Origin of the sequence: Streptomyces sp. NPDC057877, assembly GCF_042796855.1 — a bacterium.
In the GTDB taxonomy this organism is placed as follows: domain Bacteria; phylum Actinomycetota; class Actinomycetes; order Streptomycetales; family Streptomycetaceae; genus Streptomyces.
This window is the reverse complement of record NZ_JBHVMS010000012.1, coordinates 85,852-109,537: the sequence shown is the minus strand read 5'-3', so window position 1 is coordinate 109,537 and position 23,686 is coordinate 85,852. Positions and strand designations below refer to the sequence as shown.

The window sequence follows — 23,686 nt, the reverse complement described above, 5'->3', positions numbered from 1 at the left end:
GCCCAACGGCCCAGCGGAGGGGACCGATGGCGGGCCGTCCTGCCCCGGTTGGCCCTCCTTTGCCGGGCTGCCGGGCGCGAGCATCAACGGTGTGGGGACACATCCACGTCAGGAGAGAGGAAAACCTGCGATGACGGCGGCACCCAAGGACCCGATGGCAGGGGCATGGCGCGGCTTCTCCGGAGCCCGGTGGCGGGAGCAGATCGACGTACGTGACTTCATCCACGCCAACTACACGCCCTACGAAGGCGACGCCGCGTTCCTGGCCGGGCCCACCGAGCGCACCCGCACGGTCTGGGAGAAGGTGAGTTCCCTCTTCCCCGAGGAGCGGCGCAAGGGCATCTACGACGTCGACGCCGCGACCCCGTCCACGATCACCTCGCACGCGCCGGGCTACATCGACAAGGACCGCGAGCTGATCGTCGGGCTCCAGACGGACGCCCCGCTCAAGCGCGCGATCATGCCCAACGGCGGGCTGCGCATGGTGGAGAACGGACTGCGCGCCTACGGCTACGAGCCCGACCCGCTCGTACAGAAGGTCTTCGGCAGCTACCGCAAGACCCACAACGCCGGTGTCTTCGACGCCTACACCCCCGCCATGCGGGCGGCCCGCAAGGCCGGGATCATCACCGGCCTCCCGGACGCCTACGGCCGCGGCCGGATCATCGGCGACTACCGGCGCGTGGCGCTGTACGGCACGGACCGGCTGATCGCCGGCAAGCGCGCCGATCGCGCCCTGCTGGACGCCCGCCCCTCCACCGAGCACGTGATCCGCGACCGCGAGGAGATCGCCGAGCAGATCCGGGCCCTCGAGGAGCTGCGGGAGATGGCGGCGGGATACGGCTGTGACGTCTCACAGCCCGCCGCCACCGCGCACGAGGCCGTGCAGTGGCTGTACCTGGGCTATCTGGCCGCGGTGAAGGAGCAGAACGGCGCCGCGATGTCGCTGGGCCGCACCTCCACCTTCCTGGACGTCTACCTCCAGCGGGACCTCGACGAGGGCACCATCGACGAGGAGCGCGCCCAGGAGCTGATCGACGACTTCGTGATCAAGCTGCGGATCGTGCGCTTCCTGCGCACCCCCGAGTACGACGCCCTGTTCTCCGGCGACCCCACCTGGGTCACCGAGTCCATCGGCGGCATCGGCGCGGACGGCCGCCCCCTGGTCACCCGCACCTCGTTCCGCTTCCTGCAGACCCTCTACAACCTCGGCCCCGCCCCCGAGCCCAACCTGACCGTACTCTGGTCGTCCGGGCTGCCGGACGGGTTCAAGGAGTACTGCGCCCAGGTGTCCATCGACACCAGCGCCGTCCAGTACGAGTCCGACGAACTGCTGCGCCCGCACACCGGCGACGACACCGCGATCGCCTGCTGTGTCTCGGCGATGGCGGTCGGCAAGCAGATGCAGTTCTTCGGCGCCCGCGTCAACCTCGCCAAGGCGCTCCTCTACGCCGTCAACGGCGGCCGGGACGAGATGTCCGGCGAGCAGATCGCCCCCGAGCGGCCCGCGCTGACCGGGGAGTACCTCGACTACGACGAGCTGACGGCGGCGTACGACCAGGTCCTTGACTGGCTCGCCGAGACCTATGTCGACGCGCTCAACGTCATCCACTACATGCACGACAAGTACGCCTACGAGCGCGTCGAGATGGCGCTGCACGACTACCCCGTGCACCGCTTCATGGCCTGCGGCATCGCCGGGCTCTCCGTCGCCGTCGACAGCCTGTCCGCCGTCCGCAACGCACGCGTGAAGGTGATCAGGGACGACACGGGGCTCGCCGTGGACTACGAGGTCGAGGGCGAGTACCCGGCCTACGGCAACAACGACGACCGCGCCGACGCGCTCGCCGTCGACCTGGTGGAAGCCTTCATGGCCAAGGTGCGCAAGCACCCGACCTACCGGGATGCCGAGCACAGCCAGTCCGTGCTGACCATCACCTCGAACGTGGTCTACGGCAAGCACACCGGCAACACCCCGGACGGCCGCCGCGCCGGAGCGCCCTTCGCCCCCGGTGCCAACCCGATGAACGGCCGCGACAAGCACGGTGTCGCCGCCTCCGCGCTGTCGGTGGCGAAGCTGCCCTTCGAGCAGGCCAAGGACGGCATCTCGCTGACCACGACCATCACCCCCGAGGGGCTCGGCCACCACCCCGGCGACCGCGCCCAGCACCTGACCGGCATCCTCGACGGCTACATGGGCGCGGGCGGCTTCCACATGAACGTCAACGTTCTGGACCGGGCCACCCTGGAGGACGCCATGGAGCACCCGGAGAAGTACCCCGAGCTGACCATCCGGGTCTCCGGATACGCGGTCAACTTCGTGCGCCTGACCCGCGAGCAGCAGCTCGACGTGATCAGCCGCACCTTCCACGGAGCGCTGTGACCGACATGGACGACGGGCAGTCGCGGGCGGTACGCGGCCGGATCCACTCCTGGGACCTCTCCACGGGAGTGGACGGCCCCGGGACCCGGTTCGTGATCTTCGTCAGCGGCTGCCCCCTGCGCTGTCTGTACTGTGCCAACCCCGACACCTGGCACATGCGGGACGGCAAGGAGGCCACCGTCGACGAGGTGATGGCGCAGATCGAGAAGTACCGCGCCTTCATCACCGCCGCCGGTGGCGGGGTCACCGTCACCGGCGGTGAGGCCCTGCTCCAGCCCGCCTTCACCGGCGCCCTGCTGCGCCGGTGCAAGGAGGCCGGACTGCACACCGCCCTGGACACCTCCGGTTTCCTGGGCGCCCGCGCCTCGGACGAACTGCTCGCCGACACCGATCTGGTGCTGCTCGACATCAAGTCCTTCAACGTCGACACCTACCGGAAGCTGACCGGCGGCGAACTCGCCCCCACCCTGTCCTTCGCCACCCGCCTGGACCGCCTCGGCGTGCGGATGTGGATCCGCTACGTCCTGGTCCCCGGCTGGACCGACGACCCGGAGGCGATCGACGGCCTGGCCCGCTTCGTCTCGGGCCTCAGCTCGGTGGAGCGCGTGGACATCCTGCCGTTCCACCGGCTCGGCGTGGGCAAGTACGACGCCCTCGGGCTGCCGTTCCCGCTGAAGGACACCTCGTCGCCGGACCCCGCGCTGGTGGAGCGGGTGCGCAACCAGTTCCGGGAGCGAGGGCTGACCGCCTGCTGAGGGGCAGGTGAAAAACTGAACACAAGGGGCATTCCAGCACCGGCGTCCGCGAGGGCGGCCGGTGCGCACCCATTTGTCGTACGGAGGTGACGGGCCATGACCGCACAGGCGCCGACGCAGGGGACACAGTCCCAGTCCCGCCCGCTGGGGGACCTCGGACGCCGTCTCGCCAGGCGGCGCGCGGAGGTCGGGCTGAGCAGGACACAGGCCGCCCTGCGGGCCGGGGTGGCGCCCAGCTACCTGCGGTACCTGGAGGAACGCCCCGGGGCGGCACCGGACGCGGGGGTGCTGCTCAGGCTGGCGGGCGCGCTGGAGACCACCCTGAGCGAGCTGACGGGCGGCGCCGCCGAACTGCCGCCCGGCCTCGGGCAGGCGTCGCCGCGCGCCGAGTTCACCGAGCTGACCGAGCGGGAGTGCCGGGAGCTGCTGTCCACCCACGGCGTGGGCCGGGTCGCCGTGAACACCTGGGAGGGCCCGGCCGTGGTGCCGGTCAACTACGCCGTCGTGGACGGCGCGATCGTCTACCGGACCGCGCCGGGCAGCACGCCCTCGCTGGCCGTCGGCCGCCGGATCGCCTTCCAGACCGACCACATCGACGAGGTGTTCAGCCGGGGCTGGAGCGTGCTGGTGCGCGGTGACGCGGCGGCCGTGGCGGACCTGGCCGTGGCGCGGCTGCTCGACGAGCGGGCGTACAGCCTGCCGTGGGCGGGGCGGGGGCGGGAGCTGTGGGTGCGGATCGAGCCCCGGCTCATCACCGGGCGCCGTATCACCACCTGAGCGACGCGCGCCACGGCGCACGCCAAAGGGAACCGCCCCGGTGGTCAGGCCACCGGGGCGGTTCCGTCGTCGGGCGGCGGTCAGTACGCCGCTCGCATGATCCCCTGCATGTCGTCCAGCATCGGCATCCGCGGGTTGGCGGGCGCGCACTGGTCCTCGTAGGCGTTCAGGGCCTGCTGCGGCAGGGCCGCCATGAAGGCCTTCTTGTCCACACCGACCGCTCCGAAGGACGGCTCGATGCCGACCGCGTCCCGCAGCTTCTCCACCGCCGCGGCGAGCGACTCCACGCCCTGCTGCGGGGTGGCCGCCTTGAGGCCGAGCGCCACGGCGATCTCCTGGAAGCGCTCCGGGGCCCGGTAGCTCTCGTACTTGGGCCAGCCCGTCAGCTTCGTCGGCACGGTGCCGTTGTAGCGGATCACGTGCGGCAGCAGGATCGCGTTGGTGCGGCCGTGCGCCACGTGGAAGGTCGCGCCGAGGGTGTGCGACATCGCGTGCACGATGCCCAGGAAGGCGTTGCCGAACGCCATGCCCGCGATGGTCCCGGCGTTGTGCATCTTCTCCCGGGCCTCGGCGCTGTTCGCCCGGTCGTTCACCGCGGCCTCGATGTTGCCGAAGATCAGCCGGATCGCGTGCAGCGCCAGGCCGTCGGTGAAGTCGTTGGCGTACACCGAGACGTACGCCTCGATGGCGTGGGTCAGGGCGTCGAAACCGCTGTCGGCGGCGAGCGCCGGGGGCAGCTTGGCGGTCAGCAGCGGGTCGACGATGGCCACACTCGGCGTGAGCGCGTAGTCGGCCAGCGGGTACTTCTTGCCGGTCGCCGGGTCGGAGATGACCGCGAACGGCGTGACCTCGGCGCCGGTGCCCGACGTGGTCGGCACGCACACCAGGCGGGCCAGCTTGCCCAGCTCCGGGAAGCGGAAGGCGCGCTTGCGGATGTCGGAGAACTTCTGCCGCATGTCCGCGAAGTCGACGTCGTTGCCCGCGGCCTGCTGCTCGTACAGCAGCCACATCACCTTCGCCGCGTCCATCGGCGAACCGCCGCCGAGCGCGATGATCGTGTCCGGGCGGAAGTCGCCCATCAGGCGGGCGCCCCGGCGCACCGAGTCGATGCTCGGCTCCGGCTCGACGTTGTCGATGACCTGGATGGTGACCGGCTCGCGGCGGCGCTGAAGGACGCGGTTGATCCGGTCGACGTAGCCGAGGTTGGTCATGGTCGCGTCGGTGACGATGGTGACGCGGCTCACCTCCGGCATGGAGGTCAGATAGCGGATCGCCTGCGGCTCGAAGTAGATCTTCGGCGGCACCTTGAACCACTGCAGGTTGTTGCGGCGGGTGGAGACCCGCTTGACGTTCAGCAGCTGCGCCGCCGAGACGTTGTTCGACACCGAGGTTCCTCCCCAGGACCCGCAGCCCAGCGTCAGCGAGGGCAGCAGGCCGTTGTAGATCCCGCCGATCGCGCCCTGCGAGGACGGGGCGTTGACGATCACACGGACGGTCTTCATCCGGCCGCCGTACGCCTCCGCGAGGGCGCGGTCCTCGGTGTGGATCACCGCGGTGTGTCCCTGGCCGTGGAAGGCGATCATGTTGGCGGCCAGGTCGAAACCGTGCTGTTCGTTCTCGGCGCGCAGCACGGCCAGCACCGGGCAGAGCTTCTCCCGGGTGAGCGGCTCGTCGGGGCCGACGTGGGCGGCCTCGACGAGGATGACCGAGGTGGTCGGCGGCACGGTGAACCCGGCCTGCTCGGCGATCCACGCCGGGCTGTGGCCCACCGCGGCGGCGTTGACCTTGGGCTCGCAGCCGCCGCCCTTCTTCTTGTCGACCGGGAAGAGGTAGGCCTCCAGCTTGGCCTTCTCCTCGGGGCTCGCGACGTGGGCGTGCAGGGTGCGGAACTCGGTGAGCGCCTGGTCGTAGATCTCGGTGTCGAGGATCACCGCCTGCTCGGAGGCGCAGATCATGCCGTTGTCGAACGACTTCGACAGCACCAGGTCGTTGACGGCCCGGCGCACCTTGGCGCCGCGGTGCACATAGGCGGGCACGTTGCCCGCGCCGACGCCCAGGGCGGGCTTGCCAGCCGAGTAGGCGGCCTGCACCATGGCGTTGCCGCCGGTGGCGAGGATCAGGGCGACGCCCGGGTGGTGCATCAGGGTGTTCGTGGCCTCCAGGGACGGGGTCTCGATCCACTGCACACAGTTCTCGGGCGCGCCCGCCGCGATGGCCGCGTCCCGCACGACGCGGGCGGCCTCGGCGCTGCACCGCTGGGCGGACGGGTGGAAGGCGAAGATCACGGGGTTACGGGTCTTCAGCGCCATCAGCGCCTTGAAGATCGTGGTCGAGGTCGGGTTGGTGACCGGGGTGATCGCGCACACCACGCCCACCGGCTCCGCTATCTCGACCATGTCCTCGATGTCGTCGCGGGCGATGACGCCGACCGTCTTCATCGGGCCCATGCTGTGGGTGACGTGCTCGCAGGCGAACATGTTCTTCGCCGCCTTGTCCTCGAAGACCCCACGGCCGGTCTCCTCGACGGCGAGCTGGGCCAGCGCGGTGTGCCGGTCAAGGGCGGCCACGGAGGCCTTCTTGACGATCCGGTCGATCCGCTCCTGGTCGAACTCCTCGTAGTCGGCAAGGGCCTTGAGCCCCGCGCTGACGAGCTGGTCGACGGCGACGGCGATGTCGGTCGGGCCGCCGGGCGTGGCTTCGTCAGGGGTGCCGACGTCGTGCCGGGTCATGATGCCTCCGCTGCTCCACTTCGTGGCCGCCGGAACCGCCGGCGGCGTACGGGTGGGAGGACACCGCGGGGGAACGACGCCCTCCCAACTCCACTGTCTCCTGCCGGGACCCCGCACCGCTGGTGCCGATGGTCCTCGCCGCGGCCTGACCGTCCCGTCCGGTTTTGGGCCTAACGGGCCCCGGGGGTTGGTCGGCTTTGGCCGCATTCGGCACGCGGACACGGGTGAGGGCCGGGTCCCTCAGGACCCGGCCCCCGGGGTGGCGCTCAGCCCGAGCGCCCGTGCGTCACGTCGTCGGGCCGCCGCGCCAGGGCGGTGGGGTGGCGGCCCGGCGGGCCGCGTCGGTGCGGTGGGTCAGGCGGTCGACGCGGGCGCGGAGGAGGTCGTGCAGCCGGTCCGCGAGTTCATGGGCGGACGGCGCCTCGCCGTGGACGACGACGAGGTCGGTGCCGACGCGGATCTCCCCGCCCCCGGACCACGGTGGGGCCGTGTGGGGTGCCGCCGCGCGGACGATGCGGACCTCGCCGGTGGCCGTGGGCAGGCCCGGCCGGTCGAGGGCCGCGCCGACCTTGGTGCGGAGGTAGGCGAGTTCGGCCTCGGGCACCTCACCGCGCGTGCGCACCTGGACACCGGCGCTGTTCCTGATGGTCATGTGGTTCTCCTGGTTGTCGGGGTCAGTCGTGCGGGACGACGGCCACGGGGCACGGCGCGTGGTGCAGGGCCGCGTGGGCGACGGGGCCGAGCCGCCACGGCTGGTGCGGACGGCGGCGGCGTCCGACGACGACGAGCCGTCCGTGCGCCGACGCGGAGAGCAGCACCGGCGCCGCGGCACCCGCGGGCGTCTCCTCGACCACGGGGACGTCCGGGTACTTGTGGCGGAACGGCTCCAGTACGGCGGTGAGCCGCTCGCTCTCCGACGGCTGCGACGTGGCCCGCACCGCGCGCACCCGGCCGCCCTGCGACTGGGCCTCCGCGAAGGCCAGCTCCAGCAGCGGTTCCGAGTCCGGCCCGGGATGCCGCACCCCGACCACGATGTCGTCGTGGTCCGGGGCCGCCGGGTGCCCCCAGCCGGTCTCCACGGCGGCGTCACCGGCGCGGACGGTCACGGCCGGGCAGCGCGCCAGGCCGAGGACGTGCAGGCTGATCGAGCCGAGCAGGAAGCTCGCGACCGAGCCGTGCCCCCTGCTGCCCAGCACCAGCAGGTCGCAGCCGTCGCCGCGCTCCAGCAGGGCGTCGGCGGCGGGCGCGGACACCAGCTCGGTGGCGACGGTCAGCCCGGCGTGCCGGTGCAGCAGCTCCGCCTCCATGCGGTGCAGCACCGCACGGCCGTACCGCTGTTTGCTCCGCGCCTCCTGCGGGATCGGCACCTCCAGGGGCTGCGTGGTCCAGGAGTGCAGCAACAGGAGCGGGCGGTGCCGGTCCAGGGCCGCCCGTGCGGCCCACCACGCGGCGGTGACACTCGCGGGGGAGCCGTCGAGCCCGACGACTACGGGTGCGGTCATGGCCCACCTCCGAGTCCGTAAGTCCGAGGCGCCCTGCTCTCCTCTTCCCCTCCAGCGTCGTCGCCGCGCCGCCCCCGGGGCAGGGCCGTTCGGTGTGTCCCTGGGGACCGTCCGGCCCCTGCGCCCCGTATCGCGGCGGGGGTGAGGTGGAAGGTGTGCGGTGCCGGGCGCCCCGGCCCGCGGAGGGGAGAACAGCGATGAGTGGCCCGGCTGTGGTGGGCGCCCAGGCGCCGACGCGCGACCAGACCGCACCGCCGGTCCCGGACGCCTACCGGCTGCCGCCCGACCGGGTCGCGGACGGCCTCGGCGTCGACCCGGCGGTGGGCCTCGGCACCCGCCAGGCCGCCGAACGCGCGGCCGTGCACGGGCCGAACCGGCTCGCCGAACCCGCCCGGCGGCCCGAGTGGCTGCGGTTCCTCGACCAGTTCCGCAACTGGCTCATCGGCATCCTGCTGCTGGCCGCCGTGGTCGCGGGCGCCATCGGCGACCTCAAGGACGCCGCGGTGATCCTCGTCGTCGTCCAGATCAACGCCGTACTCGGCTACGCGCAGGAGCGGCGCGCCGAGCGCAGCCTGGAGGCGCTGCGCCGGATGCTCGTACCGACCGCCCGGGTCCGCCGCGACGGCGTGGAGCAGGAGACCGAGGCGGACACGCTGGTCCCCGGCGACGTGGTGCTGCTGGAGGCCGGAGACCGGGTACCGGCCGACGGGCGGCTGACCGTCGCCGAGTCGGTGGAGGTCGCGGAGGCGGCCCTGACCGGCGAGTCCCAGCCCGTCGCCAAGAGCACGGCCGCGGTCGCACCGGCCGGTGACGGTCCGGCCCCGCTCGCCGAGCGCACCGGCATGCTGCTCATGAACACCGCGCTGACCCGGGGCCGTGCCGAGATGGTCGTCACCGCCACCGGGATGCGCACCGAACTCGGCACCATCGCCGAGGCCCTGCGCACCGGCGCCGAACCGCCGAGCCCGCTCCAGGTCCAGCTCGACAGCCTCGGCCGCCGTCTCGCCCTGCTCAGCGGCGTCGCGGTCGTCCTCTACGCCCTCAGCGCCCTGGTGCGCGGCGAGTCGCTGGCGGACATCGCGCTGCGGGCCGTCGCCCTCGCCGTCGCCGCCATCCCCGAGGGCCTGCCCGCCGTACTGGCGCTGACCCTGGCGCTCGGCGTGTACCGGATGGCCCGCCGCGGGGCCGTCGTCAAGCGGCTCGCCTCGGTGGAGTCGCTCGGCGCGGCGACCGTCGTGTGCAGCGACAAGACCGGCACCCTCACCCTCAACGAGATGACGGCGCGCTCCCTGTGGGCGGGCGGACGGCACTACGACGTCACCGGCGAGGGCTACGGCACGGCGGGCGCCGTCCGCCCCGAGGGCGCGGAACTGGGCGAGGCGCTGCTGCCGTTCGCGCTGTGCAACGACGCCCGCCTCACCGGCGACGGCTTCCTCGGCGACCCCACGGAGGCCGCGCTGGTGGTGCTGGCCGCCAAGGCAGGGCTGGACGCCGACGGGCTGCGCGCCCGGTCGCCGCGCACGGCCGAGCTGCCGTTCGACGCCGCGACCAAGTACATGGCCACCTTCCACACCGCCGCCGACGGCCGGACCCACGTCCAGGTGAAGGGCGCCGTGGACGTCCTGCTCGACCTGTGCGGCAGCGTCCGCACCGAGGACGGCACCCAGCCGCTGGACGAGCGGCGCCGCGCGGAGGTCGTCGGGGTGACCGCGCGGCTGGGCGGCGCCGGGCTGCGCGTCCTGGGCGCTGCCACCGCCGTGCTGGACGGGGCGGTCGCCGATCCGCCCCGTCTTCCCCCGCTGACCCTGACCGCGGTCGCCGGGATCGCGGACCCGCCCCGCCCGGCGGCGAAGGAGGCCATGGCGCTGTGCCGGTCGGCGGGGGTGGCCGTGAAGATGATCACCGGCGACCACGCGGACACCGCGGCGGCCATCGCCCGGGAGCTGGACATCCCCGGCGAGGTGGTGACCGGCGCCGACCTGGACCGGATGACGGAGGCGGAACTCGCCGAGCGCGTCGACGGCATCGGCGTCTTCGCCCGGGTCGCCCCCGAGCACAAGGCCGCCATCGTCCGCGCCCTCTCCGGGCGCGGCCACATCGTCGCGATGACCGGCGACGGGGTGAACGACGCCGCCGCGCTGCGCGCCGCGCACATCGGGGTGGCCATGGGCGTCACCGGGACCGACGTGGCCAAGGAGGCCGCCGACATGGTCCTCACCGACGACGACTTCGCGACGATCGTGCGGGCGGTGCGCGAGGGGCGGGCCATCTACGCCAACATCGTGAAGTTCGTCCGCTTCCAGCTGGCCACCAACATCGGCGCCATCCTGACCCTGCTGGTCGCCTCGCTCGCCGGGCTGCCCGCGCCGCTCACCGCCGCCCAACTGCTGTGGATCAACATCATCATGGACGGGCCGCCCGCCATGGCGCTGGCCGTCGACCCGGCCCGCGACGACGTGATGCGCCATCCGCCCCGCGACCCGCGCGAACGCATCCTGGACATGCGGCGCATGCTCGCCATCGGCCGGGCCGGTGCGGTCATGGCCCTCGGCACCGTGGCCCTGCTCGCCCTGGCCCGCGAGCGGACCGGCGCGGAGACCGCCCTGACCATGGCGTTCACCACCTTCGTGCTGTTCCAGCTCTTCAACGCCCTCAACGCCCGCGCCGACGACGGCCCCGTCCTCGGCCGCCACCAGCTGCGCAACCGCACCCTGTGGCTGTGCCTCGCCGGGGTGCTGGCCGTCCAGGTGGCCGCCGTCCATCTGCCGTGGGCCCGCACGGTCTTCGGCACCGTGCCGCTGACGGCCGCCCAGTGGCTGGCGTGCCTCGGCACGGCGTCCACGGTGGTGCTGGCCGAGCTGCTGTGGAGGTGGGCCGGTCCGGCGCTGCGGCGGGTGCGGGGGCGGGACGGCTGACGGCCGCCCGCACCGCCGTACCCGATGAGCCGGGTCCCCCAGGGGCCCGGCTCCCCGGCGTTCCGGGGCCGGGATTAACGGGGCCGAACGGTCCCCCCGGACACCCCGGCCGACCCATGCCCCGGGCCGTTTCCGGGCGGGAGGCTGTGGGGGAGAGAGCGGACCGAGCACAGGAGGTGTGCCGCATGCTTCCGCCCGTAGTCGCCGGAGTCGACGGATCCCCGGAGAGCCTGGCCGCGGCCGAGTGGGCCGCGAGGGAGGCCGAGCGCCGTGGGTGCGGGCTCAGGCTCGTCCACGCCCGGGACGGGTTCCCCCGCCGAGGTGAGTCGTCCGACGCGGCGCTGCGTCATCTCGCCCGGCGCGCGCTGCGCCGCGCGGAGGAACGCGTCGTCGAGACCTGCCCCGAAGTGCGCCATGACGACGAACAAGTGCCGGGACCGGCGACCGGGGCGCTGCTGACGGCGTCGGACCGGGCGGACCTGCTGGTCCTCGGCTCGCGCGGGCTGAGCGGCTTCACCGGCTTCCTGGTCGGCTCGGTCGCCCTCGGCGTGATCGCCCGCGCGACCACCCCCGTCGTCCTGGTGCGGGCCGACGAGCAGGCCGGGGACTCGCACGTCCCGGCCCCCGACGGCAGCGCCAGCACCCGTACCCCCTATCGGGACGTGGTCCTCGGCCTCGACGTCAGGGAGGCCTGCGACGAGGTGATCGAGTTCGCCTTCGAGGCCGCCCGGCTGCGCGACGCCCGGCTGCGCGTGGTGCACGCCTGGCAGCAGCCCTCCGCGTTCGGCCTCGGGCCGGGCGACGTCGCGCTGGTCGACGACCCCTACCGGGCCGAGGAGTGGCAGGGCTTCCTGTCCGCCGTACTGCGCGTGTGGCGGGACAAGTATTCCGAGGTACCCGTGCTGGAGACGGTGGTCCGGGAGAAGCCCGCGACCGCCCTGGTGCGCGCCGCCTCCGAGGCGAGCCTGCTGGTCGTCGGCCACCGGCTCACCGACCGCCCGATAGGCCCGCGCACCGGCCCCGTCACCCACGCCGCCGTCCACCACGTCAGCTGCCCCGTCGCCGTCGTCCCGCACAAGTGAGAGGCCACCGGAGATGAACGCACCGCTCAAGTACGTGTACGCATTCGGCGAGGGTGGCCGGGACATGGCCGCCCTGCTCGGCGGGAAGGGCGCCGGGCTCGGCGAGATGACCCGCCTCGGACTGCCGGTGCCCCCCGGGTTCACCGTCACCACCGAGGCGTGCCGCACCTTCCTGACCACCGGCGAGGAGCCCCCGGAGCTGGCCGCGCAGATCGCCGACGCGCTGGCCGGTCTGGAGCGGGCGATGGGCCGCACGCTCGGCGCCCCCGACGACCCGCTGCTGGTGTCCGTGCGCTCCGGCGCCCGCTTCTCCATGCCGGGGATGATGGAGACGATCCTCGACATCGGCCTCAACGACGACTCGGTCACCGGGCTGGCCAAGGCCTCCGGGCGGGAGCGGTTCGCCTGGGACTCCTACCGCAGGCTCGTGCAGATGTTCGGCCATACGGTGATGGGTGTGGACGGCGACCTCTTCCAGGACGCCATCGCCGCCCACCGCGAGAAGCTCGCCGTCGCCGCCGACCAGGACCTCGACGTCGGTGAACTGCACACCCTCACCGAGGAGTTCAAGGAGATCATCCGCCGCGAGACCGGCGAGGAGTTCCCGCAGGACCCGGCCGAGCAGCTGGGCCGCGCCGTCCGCGCGGTCTTCGACTCCTGGAACGGCGAACGCGCCCGCGTCTACCGCCACCGGGAGCACATCTCCGAGGACCTCGGCACCGCCGTCAACGTCCAGGCGATGGTCTTCGGCAACCTCGGCGCCGACTCCGGCACCGGAGTGGCCTTCACCCGCGACCCGGCCACCGGCGACCGCGGCATGTACGGCGACTACCTGCCCGACGCGCAGGGCGAGGACGTCGTCTCCGGCGTCCGCGACGCCGTCCCGCTCGCGGAGCTGAAGCGGCTCGACGCGAAGTCGTACCTGGAACTCGGCGACCACCTGCGCACCCTGGAGAACCACTACCGCGACCTGTGCGACGTAGAGTTCACCGTCGAGCGCGGCAGGCTGTGGATCCTCCAGACCCGCGTCGGCAAGCGCACCGCGCAGGCCGCCTTCCGCATCGCCCACGACCTGCGCGACGAGGGTGCGATCAGCGCCGACGAGGCGCTGGTCCGGGTCGACGGCGAGGCCCTGACCCGGCTGATGTTCCCGCGCTTCGAGGTCCGCCCCGACGACGTGCCGCTGGCCCGCGGCGTGCCCGCCTCACCCGGCGCCGCCGTCGGCGCCGTCGTCTTCGACTCCGCCACGGCACAGCAGCGCGCGGCGGCCGGTGAGCAGGTCGTCCTGGTGCGCCGGGAGACCACCCCCGACGACCTGCCCGGCATGATCGCCGCGCAGGCCGTGCTGACCAGCCGCGGCGGCAAGACCAGCCACGCCGCCGTCGTCGCCCGCGGCATGGGCAAGGTCTGTGTGTGCGGCGCCGAGTCGCTCACCGTCGACCCCGTCGCCCGCCGCCTCACCACCGCCTCCGGCATGGTCGTGCACGAGGGCGACACCGTCTCCGTCGACGGCACCGCGGGCACCGTGCACCTCGGCGCGCTCCCGCTGACCGCCTCCGAGGTGGGCCAGGCGCTGGAGACCGGCGAGGCCGCCAGCGCGGTGACGGAGGCCGTCCTGGACGCCCTCCGGCACGCCGACTCCGTACGCCGCATGGAAGTTCGCGCCAACGCCGACACCCCCGAGGACGCCGTCCGCGCCCGCGCCCTGGGCGCCCAGGGCATCGGGCTGTGCCGCACCGAGCACATGTTCCTCGGCGAGCGCAGGACGCTGGTCGAGGCGATGATCCTGGCCCGCGACGACGCCGCCCGGGAGGCCGCGCTGAGCGCCCTGCTGCCCCTGCAGCGGGACGACTTCACCGGCATCCTGGCCGCGATGGACGGGCTGCCGGTGACGATCCGGCTGCTCGACCCGCCGCTGCACGAGTTCCTGCCCGACCGCACCGAGCTGGCCGTACGGCTGGCCACCGCCGTGCACCCCGACCCGCACGACCGGGCACTCCTCGCGGCCGTCGAGCGGATGCACGAGCAGAACCCGATGCTGGGCCTGCGCGGGGTGCGCCTCGCCCTCGCGGTGCCGGGCCTGGTGGCCATGCAGGTCAGGGCGATCGCCGAGGCCGTCGCCCAGCGGCGGCGCGACGGCGGCGACCCGCGGGCCGAGATCATGATCCCGCTGGTAGGGACGGTCGGCGAGCTGCGGCTGGTGCGCACGGAGACCGAGCGGGTGCTCGCCGAGGTCGCGGCCGAGACCGGTGAGCGGATGGACCTGCCGATCGGCACCATGATCGAGCTGCCGCGCGCCGCGCTCACCGCCGGGCGCATCGCCGAGGTCGCCGACTTCTTCTCCTTCGGCACCAACGACCTCACCCAGACCACCTGGGGCCTGTCCCGCGACGACGCCGAGGCCTCCTTCGTCCCGCTCTACCTGGAGGAGGGCGTCTTCGACAGCTCGCCGTTCGAGACGATCGACCAGGAAGGCGTGGGCAGGCTGGTCGAGATGGGCGTCGAGTCCGGCCGCGCCGCCAACCCCGGCCTGGAGACCGGCGTGTGCGGCGAGCACGGCGGAGACCCCGAGTCGATCCACTTCTTCCACCGGGCAGGGCTCGACTACGTGTCCTGCTCGCCCTTCCGGATCCCCGCGGCCCGGCTGGAGGCGGGCCGCGCCTCCCTCACCGGGACGGAGACGAGCGACACCCGCTGACCCGGGTGGTCCCTAGGGTGCCGGTGCGGGCATCGCCCGCACCGGCACCACCAGATCCGCCCGCTCCCGCGTCGTCGCGACCAACTCGGCGTTGCGCTGGTCGCTGCCGAGCACCCACGCGACCGCCGCCTCGCGCGCCTTGCCGAACTCCTCGTGCCGGGCGACGAGGCGGCGGACGCGTTCGTCCTCCGCCAGCTCGCAGAACCACACCTCGTCCAGCGACGCCCGTACCCGCCGCCACGCGCCCGTGTCCAGCAGCAGGTAGTTGCCCTCCGTCACCACCAGCCGCACCGACGGCGCCACCGGGATCGCCCCGGCGAGCGGCTGTTCGAGCACCCGCTCGAAGCCGGGCGCGTACACCGTCTCCCCGGGCTCTGCGGGCTCCTCGCGCAGCCGCCGCAGCAGCGCCGCGTACCCGCCCGCGTCGAAGGTGTCCGGCGCGCCCTTGCGGCCGAGGCGGCCGAGCCGCGCCAACTCGGCGTCGGCCAGATGGAAACCGTCCATCGGCACGTGCGCCACCCAGGGCTCACCGCCGCCGTTCAGCTCCCGCACCAGATGCTCCGCGAGCGTCGACTTGCCCGCGCCGGGGCTGCCCGCGATGCCGAGGAGCGCCCGACGCCGCCCGCCCCCGGTGAGCGCGCGGGCCCGGTCCAGCAGATCCTCCGAGGTCAGGGGCGCGCCCTGGTCGTCACCGTGCACACGGCCGAGTGTCTCAGCCGCCGCGCGCCCCCGGGCGCGTATGTCCACAAGTGCGCCCCATGTGGCCTGCACCATTTACTGAAGGCCCACTCGCGGGGAACGGTGTCCTCTATGAAGGATCTCGGTCTGCCCGAAGGCATCCTGGCCTGTCTCTTCGATCTGGACGGCGTCGTCACCAAGACGGCCGTCGTCCACGCCGCCGCCTGGAAGGAGACGTTCGACGCGTTCCTGCGGGCCCGCGACGGCGCGGAGTTCCGGCCGTTCGACGCGCACCACGACTACGACGAGTACGTCGACGGGCGCCCGCGCGCCGACGGCGTACGCACCTTCCTCGCCTCCCGCGGCATCCACCTGCCGGACGGCGCCCCCGACGACCCACCCGACGCGGCGACCGTCCACGGCGTCGGCAACCGCAAGAACGAACTGCTCCTGGCGAAGCTCCGCACCCAGGGCGCCGAGCCCTACGACGGCACCCTGCGCTACATCGACGCCGCCCGCGCCCGGGGCCTGCGCACCGCGATCGTCTCCTCCAGCGCCAACACCCTCGACGTGCTGCGCTCCATCGACGCCGAGCACCTCTTCGACGTACGCGTCGACGGGGTGACCGCCCGGGAGCGGAACCTGCCGGGCAAGCCGCGCCCCGACACCTTCCTCGCCGCCGCCCACGACCTCGGCGTCACCGCACGGCAGTCGGCCGTCTTCGAGGACGCCCTCGCGGGCATGGACGCGGGCCGCGCGGGCGGCTTCGGCTACGTCGTCGGCGTCGACCGCGCGGGACAGTCCGACGCGCTCTACGCGCACGGCGCCGACGTCGTCGTCACGGACCTCGCCGAGCTGGGAGGCGAGGAGTGATAACGCAGCGGTCGTACGCCGTCGAGCCCTGGACGGTGCGCGAGACCTCCCTCAACCTCGACGTCCTCGCCCAGAGCGAGTCCGTGTTCGCCCTCTCCAACGGCCACGTCGGCTGGCGCGGCAACCTCGACGAGGGCGAACCCCACGGGCTGCCCGGCAGCTACCTCAACGGCGTCCACGAGGTGCACCCGCTGCCGTACGCCGAGGCCGGGTACGGCTATCCGGAGTCCGGGCAGACCGTCATCAACGTCACCAACGGCAAGGTGCTGCGGCTCCTCGTCGACGACGAGCCCTTCGACCTGCGCTACGGGCGTCTCGTCAGCCACGAACGCGTCCTCGACCTGCGCCGGGGCGTCCTGGAACGGGTCTGCGAGTGGACCTCCCCGGCCGGAACGACGGTCCGGGTCCGCTCCACCCGGCTGGTCTCGCTCACCCAGCGGGCGATCGCCGCGGTGGCGTACGAGGTGGAACCCGTCGGCCGCCCGGCCCGCGTGGTCATCCAGTCGGAGCTGGTCACCAACGAGTCGCTGCCCGAACCGAACAACGGCGACCCCCGTCAGGCCCGCGCCCTGAAGTCACCCCTGGAACCCGAGGAGCACCACACCGCGGGCCCCCGGCTGCGCCTGGTGCACCGCACCCGGCACAGCGGACTGCGGGTCGCGGTCGCCGCCGACCACGTCGTCACCGGCCCCGACCGCACCACGACCAGCAGCGAGAGCAACGTGGACGTGGCCCGGCTGACCGTCACCTCGGTGCTGGAGCCCGGTCAGCGGCTGCGGGTGGAGAAGCTCGTCGCGCACGGCTGGTCCGCCAACCGGTCCCGGCCCGCGATGAGCGACCAGGCCGAGGCGGCGCTCGCGGCGGCGGCGCACAGCGGCTGGCCGGGACTGCTGGACGAACAGCGCGCCTACCTCGACGACTTCTGGGCGCGCGCGGACGTCGAGGTCGACGGCGACGAGGAGATCCAGCAGGCCGTCCGCTTCGCCCTCTTCCACGTCCTCCAGGCGGGCGCCCGCGCCGAGGGCCGCGCCATCCCCGCGAAGGGCCTGACCGGCTCCGGCTACGACGGCCACGCCTTCTGGGACACCGAGACCTTCGTCCTGCCCCTGCTCACCCACATCTCCCCGGGCGCGGTCGCCGAGGCGCTGCGCTGGCGGCAGTCCACCCTGCCCGCCGCCCGCGAGCGCGCCGCCCAACTCGGGCTGCGCGGCGCCGCGTTCCCCTGGCGCACCATCGAGGGCTCGGAGGGCTCGGCGTACTGGCCCGCGGGCACCGCCGCCTTCCACGTCAACGCCGACATCGCGGACGCGGTGGTGCGCTACGTCACGGCGACCGGCGACACCGACTTCGAACGCGACACGGGCGTGGAACTGCTCGTCGAGACGGCCCGGCTGTGGCGCTCGCTGGGCCACCACGACCACCACGGCGTCTTCCACGTCAACGGCGTCACCGGCCCCGACGAGTACAGCGCGATCGCCGACGACAACACCTACACCAACCTGATGGCCCGGGCGAACCTGCTCGCCGCCGCCGACGCCGTCGAGCGGTACCCGGAACAGGCGGCCCGGCTCGGCGCCGACGACGAGGAGAGCGCCGCCTGGCGGGACGCGGCCAAGGCCGTGCACATCCCCTACAACCACGAACTCGGCGTCCACGAGCAGCACGCGGGCTTCACCCGCTACCAGCGCTGGGACTTCGAGGGCACCCGGGCCGAGCAGTACCCGCTGATGCTGCACTTCCCGTACTTCGACCTCTACCGCAAGCAGGTCGTCAAACAGGCCGACCTGGTCCTCGCCATGTACACCTGCCACACCCACTTCGACGAGGAGCACATCGCCCGCAACTTCGCCTACTACGAGCCGCTGACCGTCCGCGACTCCTCCCTGTCGGCATGCGTCCAGGCCGTCGTCGCCGCCCAGGCCGGACATCTGCGCCTCGCCCACGACTACACGGCCGAGGCCGCGTTGATGGACCTGGAGGACCTGGAGCACAACACCCGCGACGGACTGCACATCGCCTCACTGGCCGGGACCTGGATGGCCCTGGTCGCCGGGTTCGGCGGCATGCGCCGCGAGGGCGCCGCCCTCGGCTTCGCGCCCCGGCTGCCGGAGCGGATCAGCCGTCTCGCCTTCACCCTCCAGTTCCTCGGCCGACGGCTGCGCGTGGAGATCGCCCCGGACAAGGCCACGTACACCCTGCTGACCGGCGACCCCCTGACCATCCAGCACCACGGCACGCCCGTGACCGTACGCCCCGACGACCCCGCCGTCCGCGACGTCCCGCCACCGGCCTACCGTCCGGCGCCGGAACAGCCCCCACACCGCGGCCCCACCGTCCGCTGAACCCGGTCGACCGGGGTAGTTCTGACCTGCTTTCTCCGGCTTCAGCCTCCCCGGCCCGGACAGCCGTGGAGGCACCGGAGACCCGCGAACGGCAGGGGAGGCGACCGGACCATGGCCCACGCCGCCAGCGCCACCGGCAGCGCGCCCGCCGCCGTGGCCGCCGCGTTCACCGCCGCCCGACTCCTCCTGGCGGCGCCGGTCGCGTCCTGGTCGTCGTCCACCGCCCTCCTGCGCGTCTACCTCGCCGTCCTCTTCCACCTCTCCCTCTACCTCGCCCTGCGCGCCTGGGGGGCGGCCTCTTCCCACCCCGCGTCCTCGCCACCGCGGGCGCCCTCCTCGCCACCTTGTGGATCACCCTCTTCCACGGCCCCCAGGCCATGCCCAACCACTGGGTCGCCGTGGCCACCCCGCTCTGCGTCGGCAGCTTCCTGTGGGCCCGCCCGTGGGGCGTCGCGGGAGGCGCCGCGGGAGGCGCCGCGGTGCTGGCCCTGCGACGTTCCGGCGCCCCATCCGCCGGTCACCCTCTGGTGGTACGCCCCTGCCCCCACTGGCCGCGCTCGGCCTGCTGATCGCGGCCCGGGCCCACCGCACCGAGCGCACCCTCCTCCCGCTGGCCTGCGCCACCACGGCCGCCGTGCCGTACCTGTTCCTGATCGGCTACGCGGCCCCCCGCTTCCTGCCGCCCGCCTACGCCCGTACCTGGCCCGCCCACGACCTGGACGGACTGCGCGCGTACGTCGCCCCGGCCGCACCCGAGTGACGCGCGGGGCGTTTCGCGTCCCGCCGCCTCAGGTAGGACTCGGATGTCGGACCGGAGCAGAGGGGGAACACGATGGCGGGCGACGAGCGCGACGGCGGCCGACTGGGGGAGGAGTTCTTCACCCCCGGCACCTCGTCCTTCACCGACTTCCTCGCGGCGCACCGCCCCGAACTGCTGCCCACCCGGCGCCCGTTCCCCGACGGCGTCCGCGCCGAGCCCGGCCGGTTCCCGCACGGCACCACCGTCCTCGCCCTCGCCTACCGGGACGGCGTACTGATCGCCGGGGACCGCAGGGCCACCATGGGCAACCTCATAGCCCAACGCGACCTGGAGAAGGTCCACCCCGCCGACGACCACACGGCCGTCGCCTTCGCCGGGAGCGTCGGTCTCGCCCTCGACATGGTGAAGCTCTACCAGGTCGAGCTGGCGCACTTCGAGAAGATCGAGGGCACCCCGATGACCTTCGGCGCCAAGGCGACCCGGCTGGCGGGCCTGCTGCGGCAGAACCTCGGCCAGGCCATGCAGGGCCTCGCCGTCGTCCCGCTGCTCGCCGGATACGACCCCAAGGCCCCCGAGGGCAGGAGGGGCCGCATCTTCGCCTACGACGTGGCGGGCGGCGCCTACGAGAAGTCGGCCTTCCACGCCGAGGGCTCCGGCTCCCCGTACGCCCGTGGCGCGCTGAAGAAGCTGTACCGGGCGGGCATGCCCCGGCGCGAGGCGGCCCTCGCCGCGCTGCACGCCCTGTACGACGCCGCCGACGACGACTCCGCCACCGGCGGCCCGGACCTCTCCCGGCGGATCTTCCCCATCGTCTCCGTGATCACCGAGGACGGCTTCGAGCGGCTGCCCGAGCCGGAGACGGCCCAGCTCAGCCAGGAGATGGTCGCGCAGCGCCGCAGCCGCCCGGACGGTCCGAACGCCGCACCCTGAGCACCCGGCCGCCCGGGAGGTTGGCCGTCACGGAACGGGATACGCGGAAGGGGATCACCGGGACGCGACGCCACAGGGAGGCAGCCATGGGCACGGACCGCACGAACCCCGAACCGATGGGGGACGACGTGTACCAGCCCACAGGGACCAACGAGGAACAGCAGGACGCCGCGCCCCTGGACCTCCAGGACGCCGTCGACGAACGGGACTACGACGAGATCCTGGACGAGGGCTACTCCCCGCCGGAGAAGCCGCTCGGTGTCACCAAGCACGGCACCACCGCCGCCGAGCAGCACGACGGCGAGACCCTCGACGAACGGCTCGCCCAGGAGGTCCCCGACGTGGGCGGGCCCGCCGGTGACGGCATCGGTGATCTGCCGGACGGCGAGGGGGAGCCCGTCGATCCGGAGGCGGGCGGCGAGCGTGCCGGACGCCTGGTCGCCCCGGACGAGGGCCTGCGCTCCGACACCACCAAGGAAGAGGTCGCCGAGGACGTGGGTGTCGACGGGGGCGCGGCGGGCGCCGAGGAGGCCGCCGTCCACGTCACCGACGACGACATGACGTCCCCGCGCGACTGAACCACCCTCCGCCGCGGGGGCGCCGCCCGTGCGGCGTCCCCGCGCTTGCTTTGTGTACGCGGCTGCGGCGGCGGGCCCGTGGTTGGTGTACGCGGCTGCGGCGGCGGGCCCGTGGTCGGTGTACGCCGGTGCGGCGGCGGGCCCGTGCTTGGTGTACGCCGCTACGGCGGCAGGCCCATGGTTTGTGTACGCCGCTACGGCAGCAGCTTGTCCAGCGCCGCGGGGCCTTCGGCCGCCAGCTTCCGCTCGGCCCACTCCAGGGTGCGCGGGGTCAGGTCCTTGCCGGACGCGAGCACCACGTCCTCGGCCGACACATCGGTGCCGGGGCGGATGTGGAGCAGGGCGTCGGGGGTGGCGCGGTCCTGGGAGGGCTGGGACGCGCCGGACTGTGACGTAGACATGATCTGTGCTCCTCGGTCCGGGTCGCTGCTTCGGTCCCGCTGCTGTCATCGGGTCCGTTAACTCACGATTCACCCCGTGAGCCCGCCCTGCAATCCCGCACCCCGGGGTGCCGCTCGCCGGGACGGGTTCCGGTGCAGGCAGGAGTACCGCTGCGGGCCCGAAAAAAACCGCTGGACGGCCAACGGGACGCCGCGTAACGTCCCCTCCACGCCCCGAGATCACGAAGGGAGGGCAGCGCCGTGCGAGCAACACACTTGACGCCTTTGACACCTTCCCAGCGCTCCCTTCCCGTTGCCCCGGCGTACCGTCTCTGACCCGGGAGCGCTCCCCGCATCCCGGAGGATCCATGACCGACCTGGTCATCCGCGCACTCGACGACAGTGACGCGACCCTGTTCGACGCGCTTCCCGACCCCCTGGGCCACCAGGAGACCCACCGCAGGACCCGGTACCGCCCCGACTGGCGGCGCGTCGCCCTGCGCGACGGCCGGGTGGTCGCCCGCGCCGCCTGGTGGGGCGGCCCCGACGACACCGAGCCCGTCAACGTCAACTGGTTCGACGTCGCCGAGGGCGAGGCGGAGGCGGGCGCGGAACTGCTGCGCGGCGTCCCCTGGCGGGTCGAGCTGGAACTGACGCTGCCCAGCGGCTGGCGCGAGCGCCCCGAGACCCGCGCCGCCGCCGAGACCCGCTTCGCCGCCGCCCGGTCGGCGGGGTACGAACTCCTCGTCGAACGCTTCCTGTACCGCTGGACACCGGAGCACGGCCTGCCCGCCCGGCCCACCCGCCTCGTCTACGAGGCCGAACCGGACGACGAGGTCTTCCTCGACGCCCTGCGCCGCATCCACTCCGCCACCCTCGACGCCCACGCCCTGCTCGCCATCGAGAAGGGCGGCGTCGACCTGGCGGCACGGGAGGAACTCGACTTCTTCCACTGGTGCCCGTCCCCGCGCGAGTGGTGGCAGGTCGCCCGCACCCCCGACGGCGCACCCGTGGGCATCCACATCCCCGCCCACAACCCCTCGGGCCCCTGCATCGGCTTCATCGGCGTCCTCCCGGAACAGCGCGGCCACGGCTACGCCTACGACCTCCTCGCCGAGTGCACCCACTTCCTCGCCGACCACGGAGCGACCTTCATCGCCGGGGCGACCGACCGGGGGAACTTCCCGATGGCGGCGCACTTCACGAAGGCGGGGTTCCCGGTGGTGCGGGAAAGGGTGCACTTCCGTCCCTGACGGAGGACTCACCTGACTAGGCCGACGCCTCCTCCAGCAGGTTCTCCGCCTCAGCGAGTATCTCGGTCACCCGCAGTGCGAACGCCGCGTCGCAGGGGTGTGGGGTGCCGGTGTCGGCGGCGGTGCGCAGGGCGTCGGCCGCGTGGGTCAGGGCGTCCACCGGGGACTCGGTGGCGGTCGGGAGCTGGGTCACGCCGGTCGTGCCGCGGAGTTCGACGGTGGCGCCCGCCGCGGCGGGCGGGGCGGTCAGGCTGAGGGTGAGGGTGCTGGAGGCGCCGCTCTCGTGGTCGAGGACCAGGTGGACGGTGTCCCGGGGGCCGCGGGCGGCGGCCGTCACGCGGCGGGCCTCGCCGAGTACCGGCAGCAGCACGCTCAGCGCGTGCGGCCCGACGTCCCACAGCGCCCCCTTCTCCCGCCGCCACGGCGACGCGGCGAAGGGGCTGTCGGTGGTGAACACCGCGCCCATCCACTGCGCGCGGGCCGTGAACCAGCCCCCGGCCGCCGCCTGCTCGTCGATCCACGCCCGCGGTTCCCGCTGGAAGCGCGTGGTGAAGAAGACCACCGAGGCGACCCCGGCCTCCCGCACGGCCTCCACCACCGCCCGCCCCTCGGCCACCGTCGGCGCCAGCGGCTTGTCCAGCAGCAGATGACGGCCCGCCCGCGCCGCCCGCGCCGCGAGGTCCGCCTGCACCTCCGGCGGCAGCGCCACCGCGACCGCGTCCACCCCGGCGATCAGCTCGTCCACGTCGTCGTACGCCCGCACCCCGTACTGGTCGGCCAGCTCCCGCGCGGCCTCCGGGCGGCGCCCCCAGACCCCCGCGAACTCCACCCCGTCGTGCCCGCTCAGGGCCGGTGCGTGCGCCGTCCGTGCCCACGGTCCGGTGCCCAGCAGTCCGATACGCATGCCGTCGCCTCTCCACGGTCCCGCACCGGCGCCCACCGCACCGGCCGAGCGCGAGCGTGTCACACACGGCGGACGCGTCCGCAACCACCCTCCCCGCACAACACCGGTGATTTCGCCGGTCCCCGCACGAGCGGTCCGCCCCGACTC

The 23,686-nt window shown here is 73.5% G+C and carries 17 protein-coding genes and 1 pseudogene; 12 read left to right on the top strand and 6 right to left on the bottom strand.

The genetic code is table 11. From position 1 onward, the window contains the following. Positions 1-130 precede the first annotated feature (130 nt). The 3 genes from pflB (at position 131) to ACFVQG_RS32175 (ending at position 3,915) form a co-directional block, all read left to right on the top strand. Positions 131-2,383, top strand: a complete 2,253-nt coding sequence (gene pflB, locus ACFVQG_RS32185; RefSeq protein WP_383390216.1) for a formate C-acetyltransferase — start codon at positions 131-133, stop codon at positions 2,381-2,383. Between the two features lie 5 nt (positions 2,384-2,388). Beyond that, positions 2,389-3,138 (top strand): pyruvate formate-lyase-activating protein, encoded by a 750-nt coding sequence (gene pflA / locus ACFVQG_RS32180; RefSeq protein WP_383390730.1) that lies wholly within the window; start codon positions 2,389-2,391, stop codon positions 3,136-3,138. A 96-nt stretch (positions 3,139-3,234) separates the two neighbouring features. Further along, entirely contained in the window at positions 3,235-3,915 is a 681-nt protein-coding gene (locus tag ACFVQG_RS32175) for a helix-turn-helix domain-containing protein (protein ID WP_383390213.1), read from the top strand. An 80-nt stretch (positions 3,916-3,995) separates the two neighbouring features. Here ACFVQG_RS32175 and adhE read toward each other — a convergent pair whose 3' ends face one another. The 3 genes from adhE to ACFVQG_RS32160 all read right to left on the bottom strand — a co-directional run bounded on the left by adhE (position 3,996) and on the right by ACFVQG_RS32160 (position 8,146). Then, the gene (adhE, locus tag ACFVQG_RS32170; protein WP_383390211.1) at positions 3,996-6,644 is read right to left on the bottom strand and encodes a bifunctional acetaldehyde-CoA/alcohol dehydrogenase; all 2,649 of its coding nucleotides are present in this window, start codon (positions 6,642-6,644) and stop codon (positions 3,996-3,998) included. Between the two features lie 286 nt (positions 6,645-6,930). After that, positions 6,931-7,296, bottom strand: coding sequence for a hypothetical protein (locus tag ACFVQG_RS32165; protein ID WP_383390208.1), 366 nt, complete (start codon positions 7,294-7,296; stop codon positions 6,931-6,933). 22 nt (positions 7,297-7,318) lie between these two features. Beyond that, entirely contained in the window at positions 7,319-8,146 is an 828-nt protein-coding gene (locus tag ACFVQG_RS32160; RefSeq protein WP_383390205.1) for a universal stress protein, read from the bottom strand. Between the two features lie 197 nt (positions 8,147-8,343). On the opposite strand from ACFVQG_RS32160, the gene ACFVQG_RS32155 reads away from it, so the two are divergent. The 3 genes from ACFVQG_RS32155 to ppdK all read left to right on the top strand — a co-directional run bounded on the left by ACFVQG_RS32155 (position 8,344) and on the right by ppdK (position 14,841). Beyond that, positions 8,344-11,061, top strand: coding sequence for a cation-translocating P-type ATPase (locus tag ACFVQG_RS32155; RefSeq protein WP_383390203.1), 2,718 nt, complete (start codon positions 8,344-8,346; stop codon positions 11,059-11,061). A 185-nt stretch (positions 11,062-11,246) separates the two neighbouring features. Then, positions 11,247-12,143, top strand: a complete 897-nt coding sequence (locus ACFVQG_RS32150) for a universal stress protein (RefSeq protein ID WP_383390202.1) — start codon at positions 11,247-11,249, stop codon at positions 12,141-12,143. A 13-nt stretch (positions 12,144-12,156) separates the two neighbouring features. Next, positions 12,157-14,841 carry a pyruvate, phosphate dikinase gene (gene ppdK, locus ACFVQG_RS32145; RefSeq protein ID WP_383390199.1) on the top strand — a complete coding sequence of 895 codons (2,685 nt, stop codon included), beginning with the start codon at positions 12,157-12,159 and terminating at the stop codon, positions 14,839-14,841. 12 nt (positions 14,842-14,853) lie between these two features. On the opposite strand, the gene ACFVQG_RS32140 is transcribed toward ppdK, so the two are convergent. After that, positions 14,854-15,540, bottom strand: coding sequence for a nucleoside/nucleotide kinase family protein (locus ACFVQG_RS32140; RefSeq protein WP_383390196.1), 687 nt, complete (start codon positions 15,538-15,540; stop codon positions 14,854-14,856). Positions 15,541-15,651: 111 nt separating this feature from the next. On the opposite strand from ACFVQG_RS32140, the gene ACFVQG_RS32135 reads away from it, so the two are divergent. The 5 genes and pseudogenes from ACFVQG_RS32135 (at position 15,652) to ACFVQG_RS32115 (ending at position 21,002) form a co-directional block, all read left to right on the top strand. Continuing rightward, positions 15,652-16,392 carry a beta-phosphoglucomutase family hydrolase gene (locus ACFVQG_RS32135; protein ID WP_383390193.1) on the top strand — a complete coding sequence of 247 codons (741 nt, stop codon included), beginning with the start codon at positions 15,652-15,654 and terminating at the stop codon, positions 16,390-16,392. Then, complete coding sequence (locus ACFVQG_RS32130) at positions 16,389-18,734, top strand: glycoside hydrolase family 65 protein (protein ID WP_383390191.1); 2,346 nt, start codon at positions 16,389-16,391, stop codon at positions 18,732-18,734. The genes ACFVQG_RS32135 and ACFVQG_RS32130 overlap by 4 nt, the downstream gene beginning before the upstream one ends. Positions 18,735-18,755: 21 nt before the next feature. Then, a pseudogene (locus ACFVQG_RS32125) lies at positions 18,756-19,428 on the top strand (hypothetical protein); the annotation flags it as partial. Positions 19,429-19,566: 138 nt separating this feature from the next. After that, complete coding sequence (gene prcB / locus ACFVQG_RS32120; protein ID WP_383390188.1) at positions 19,567-20,424, top strand: proteasome subunit beta; 858 nt, start codon at positions 19,567-19,569, stop codon at positions 20,422-20,424. A gap of 86 nt (positions 20,425-20,510) precedes the next feature. Continuing rightward, complete coding sequence (locus ACFVQG_RS32115; protein WP_383390185.1) at positions 20,511-21,002, top strand: DUF5709 domain-containing protein; 492 nt, start codon at positions 20,511-20,513, stop codon at positions 21,000-21,002. 194 nt (positions 21,003-21,196) lie between these two features. On the opposite strand, the gene ACFVQG_RS32110 is transcribed toward ACFVQG_RS32115, so the two are convergent. After that, positions 21,197-21,403 carry a hypothetical protein gene (locus tag ACFVQG_RS32110; RefSeq protein WP_383390184.1) on the bottom strand — a complete coding sequence of 69 codons (207 nt, stop codon included), beginning with the start codon at positions 21,401-21,403 and terminating at the stop codon, positions 21,197-21,199. A 347-nt stretch (positions 21,404-21,750) separates the two neighbouring features. On the opposite strand from ACFVQG_RS32110, the gene ACFVQG_RS32105 reads away from it, so the two are divergent. Beyond that, positions 21,751-22,635, top strand: a complete 885-nt coding sequence (locus ACFVQG_RS32105) for a GNAT family N-acetyltransferase (RefSeq protein WP_383390179.1) — start codon at positions 21,751-21,753, stop codon at positions 22,633-22,635. Positions 22,636-22,651: 16 nt separating this feature from the next. Here the strand turns inward: ACFVQG_RS32105 and ACFVQG_RS32100 are convergent, their stop codons facing one another. Then, positions 22,652-23,539, bottom strand: coding sequence for a Gfo/Idh/MocA family protein (locus tag ACFVQG_RS32100; RefSeq protein ID WP_383390177.1), 888 nt, complete (start codon positions 23,537-23,539; stop codon positions 22,652-22,654). Between the last annotated feature and the right edge of the window lie 147 nt (positions 23,540-23,686).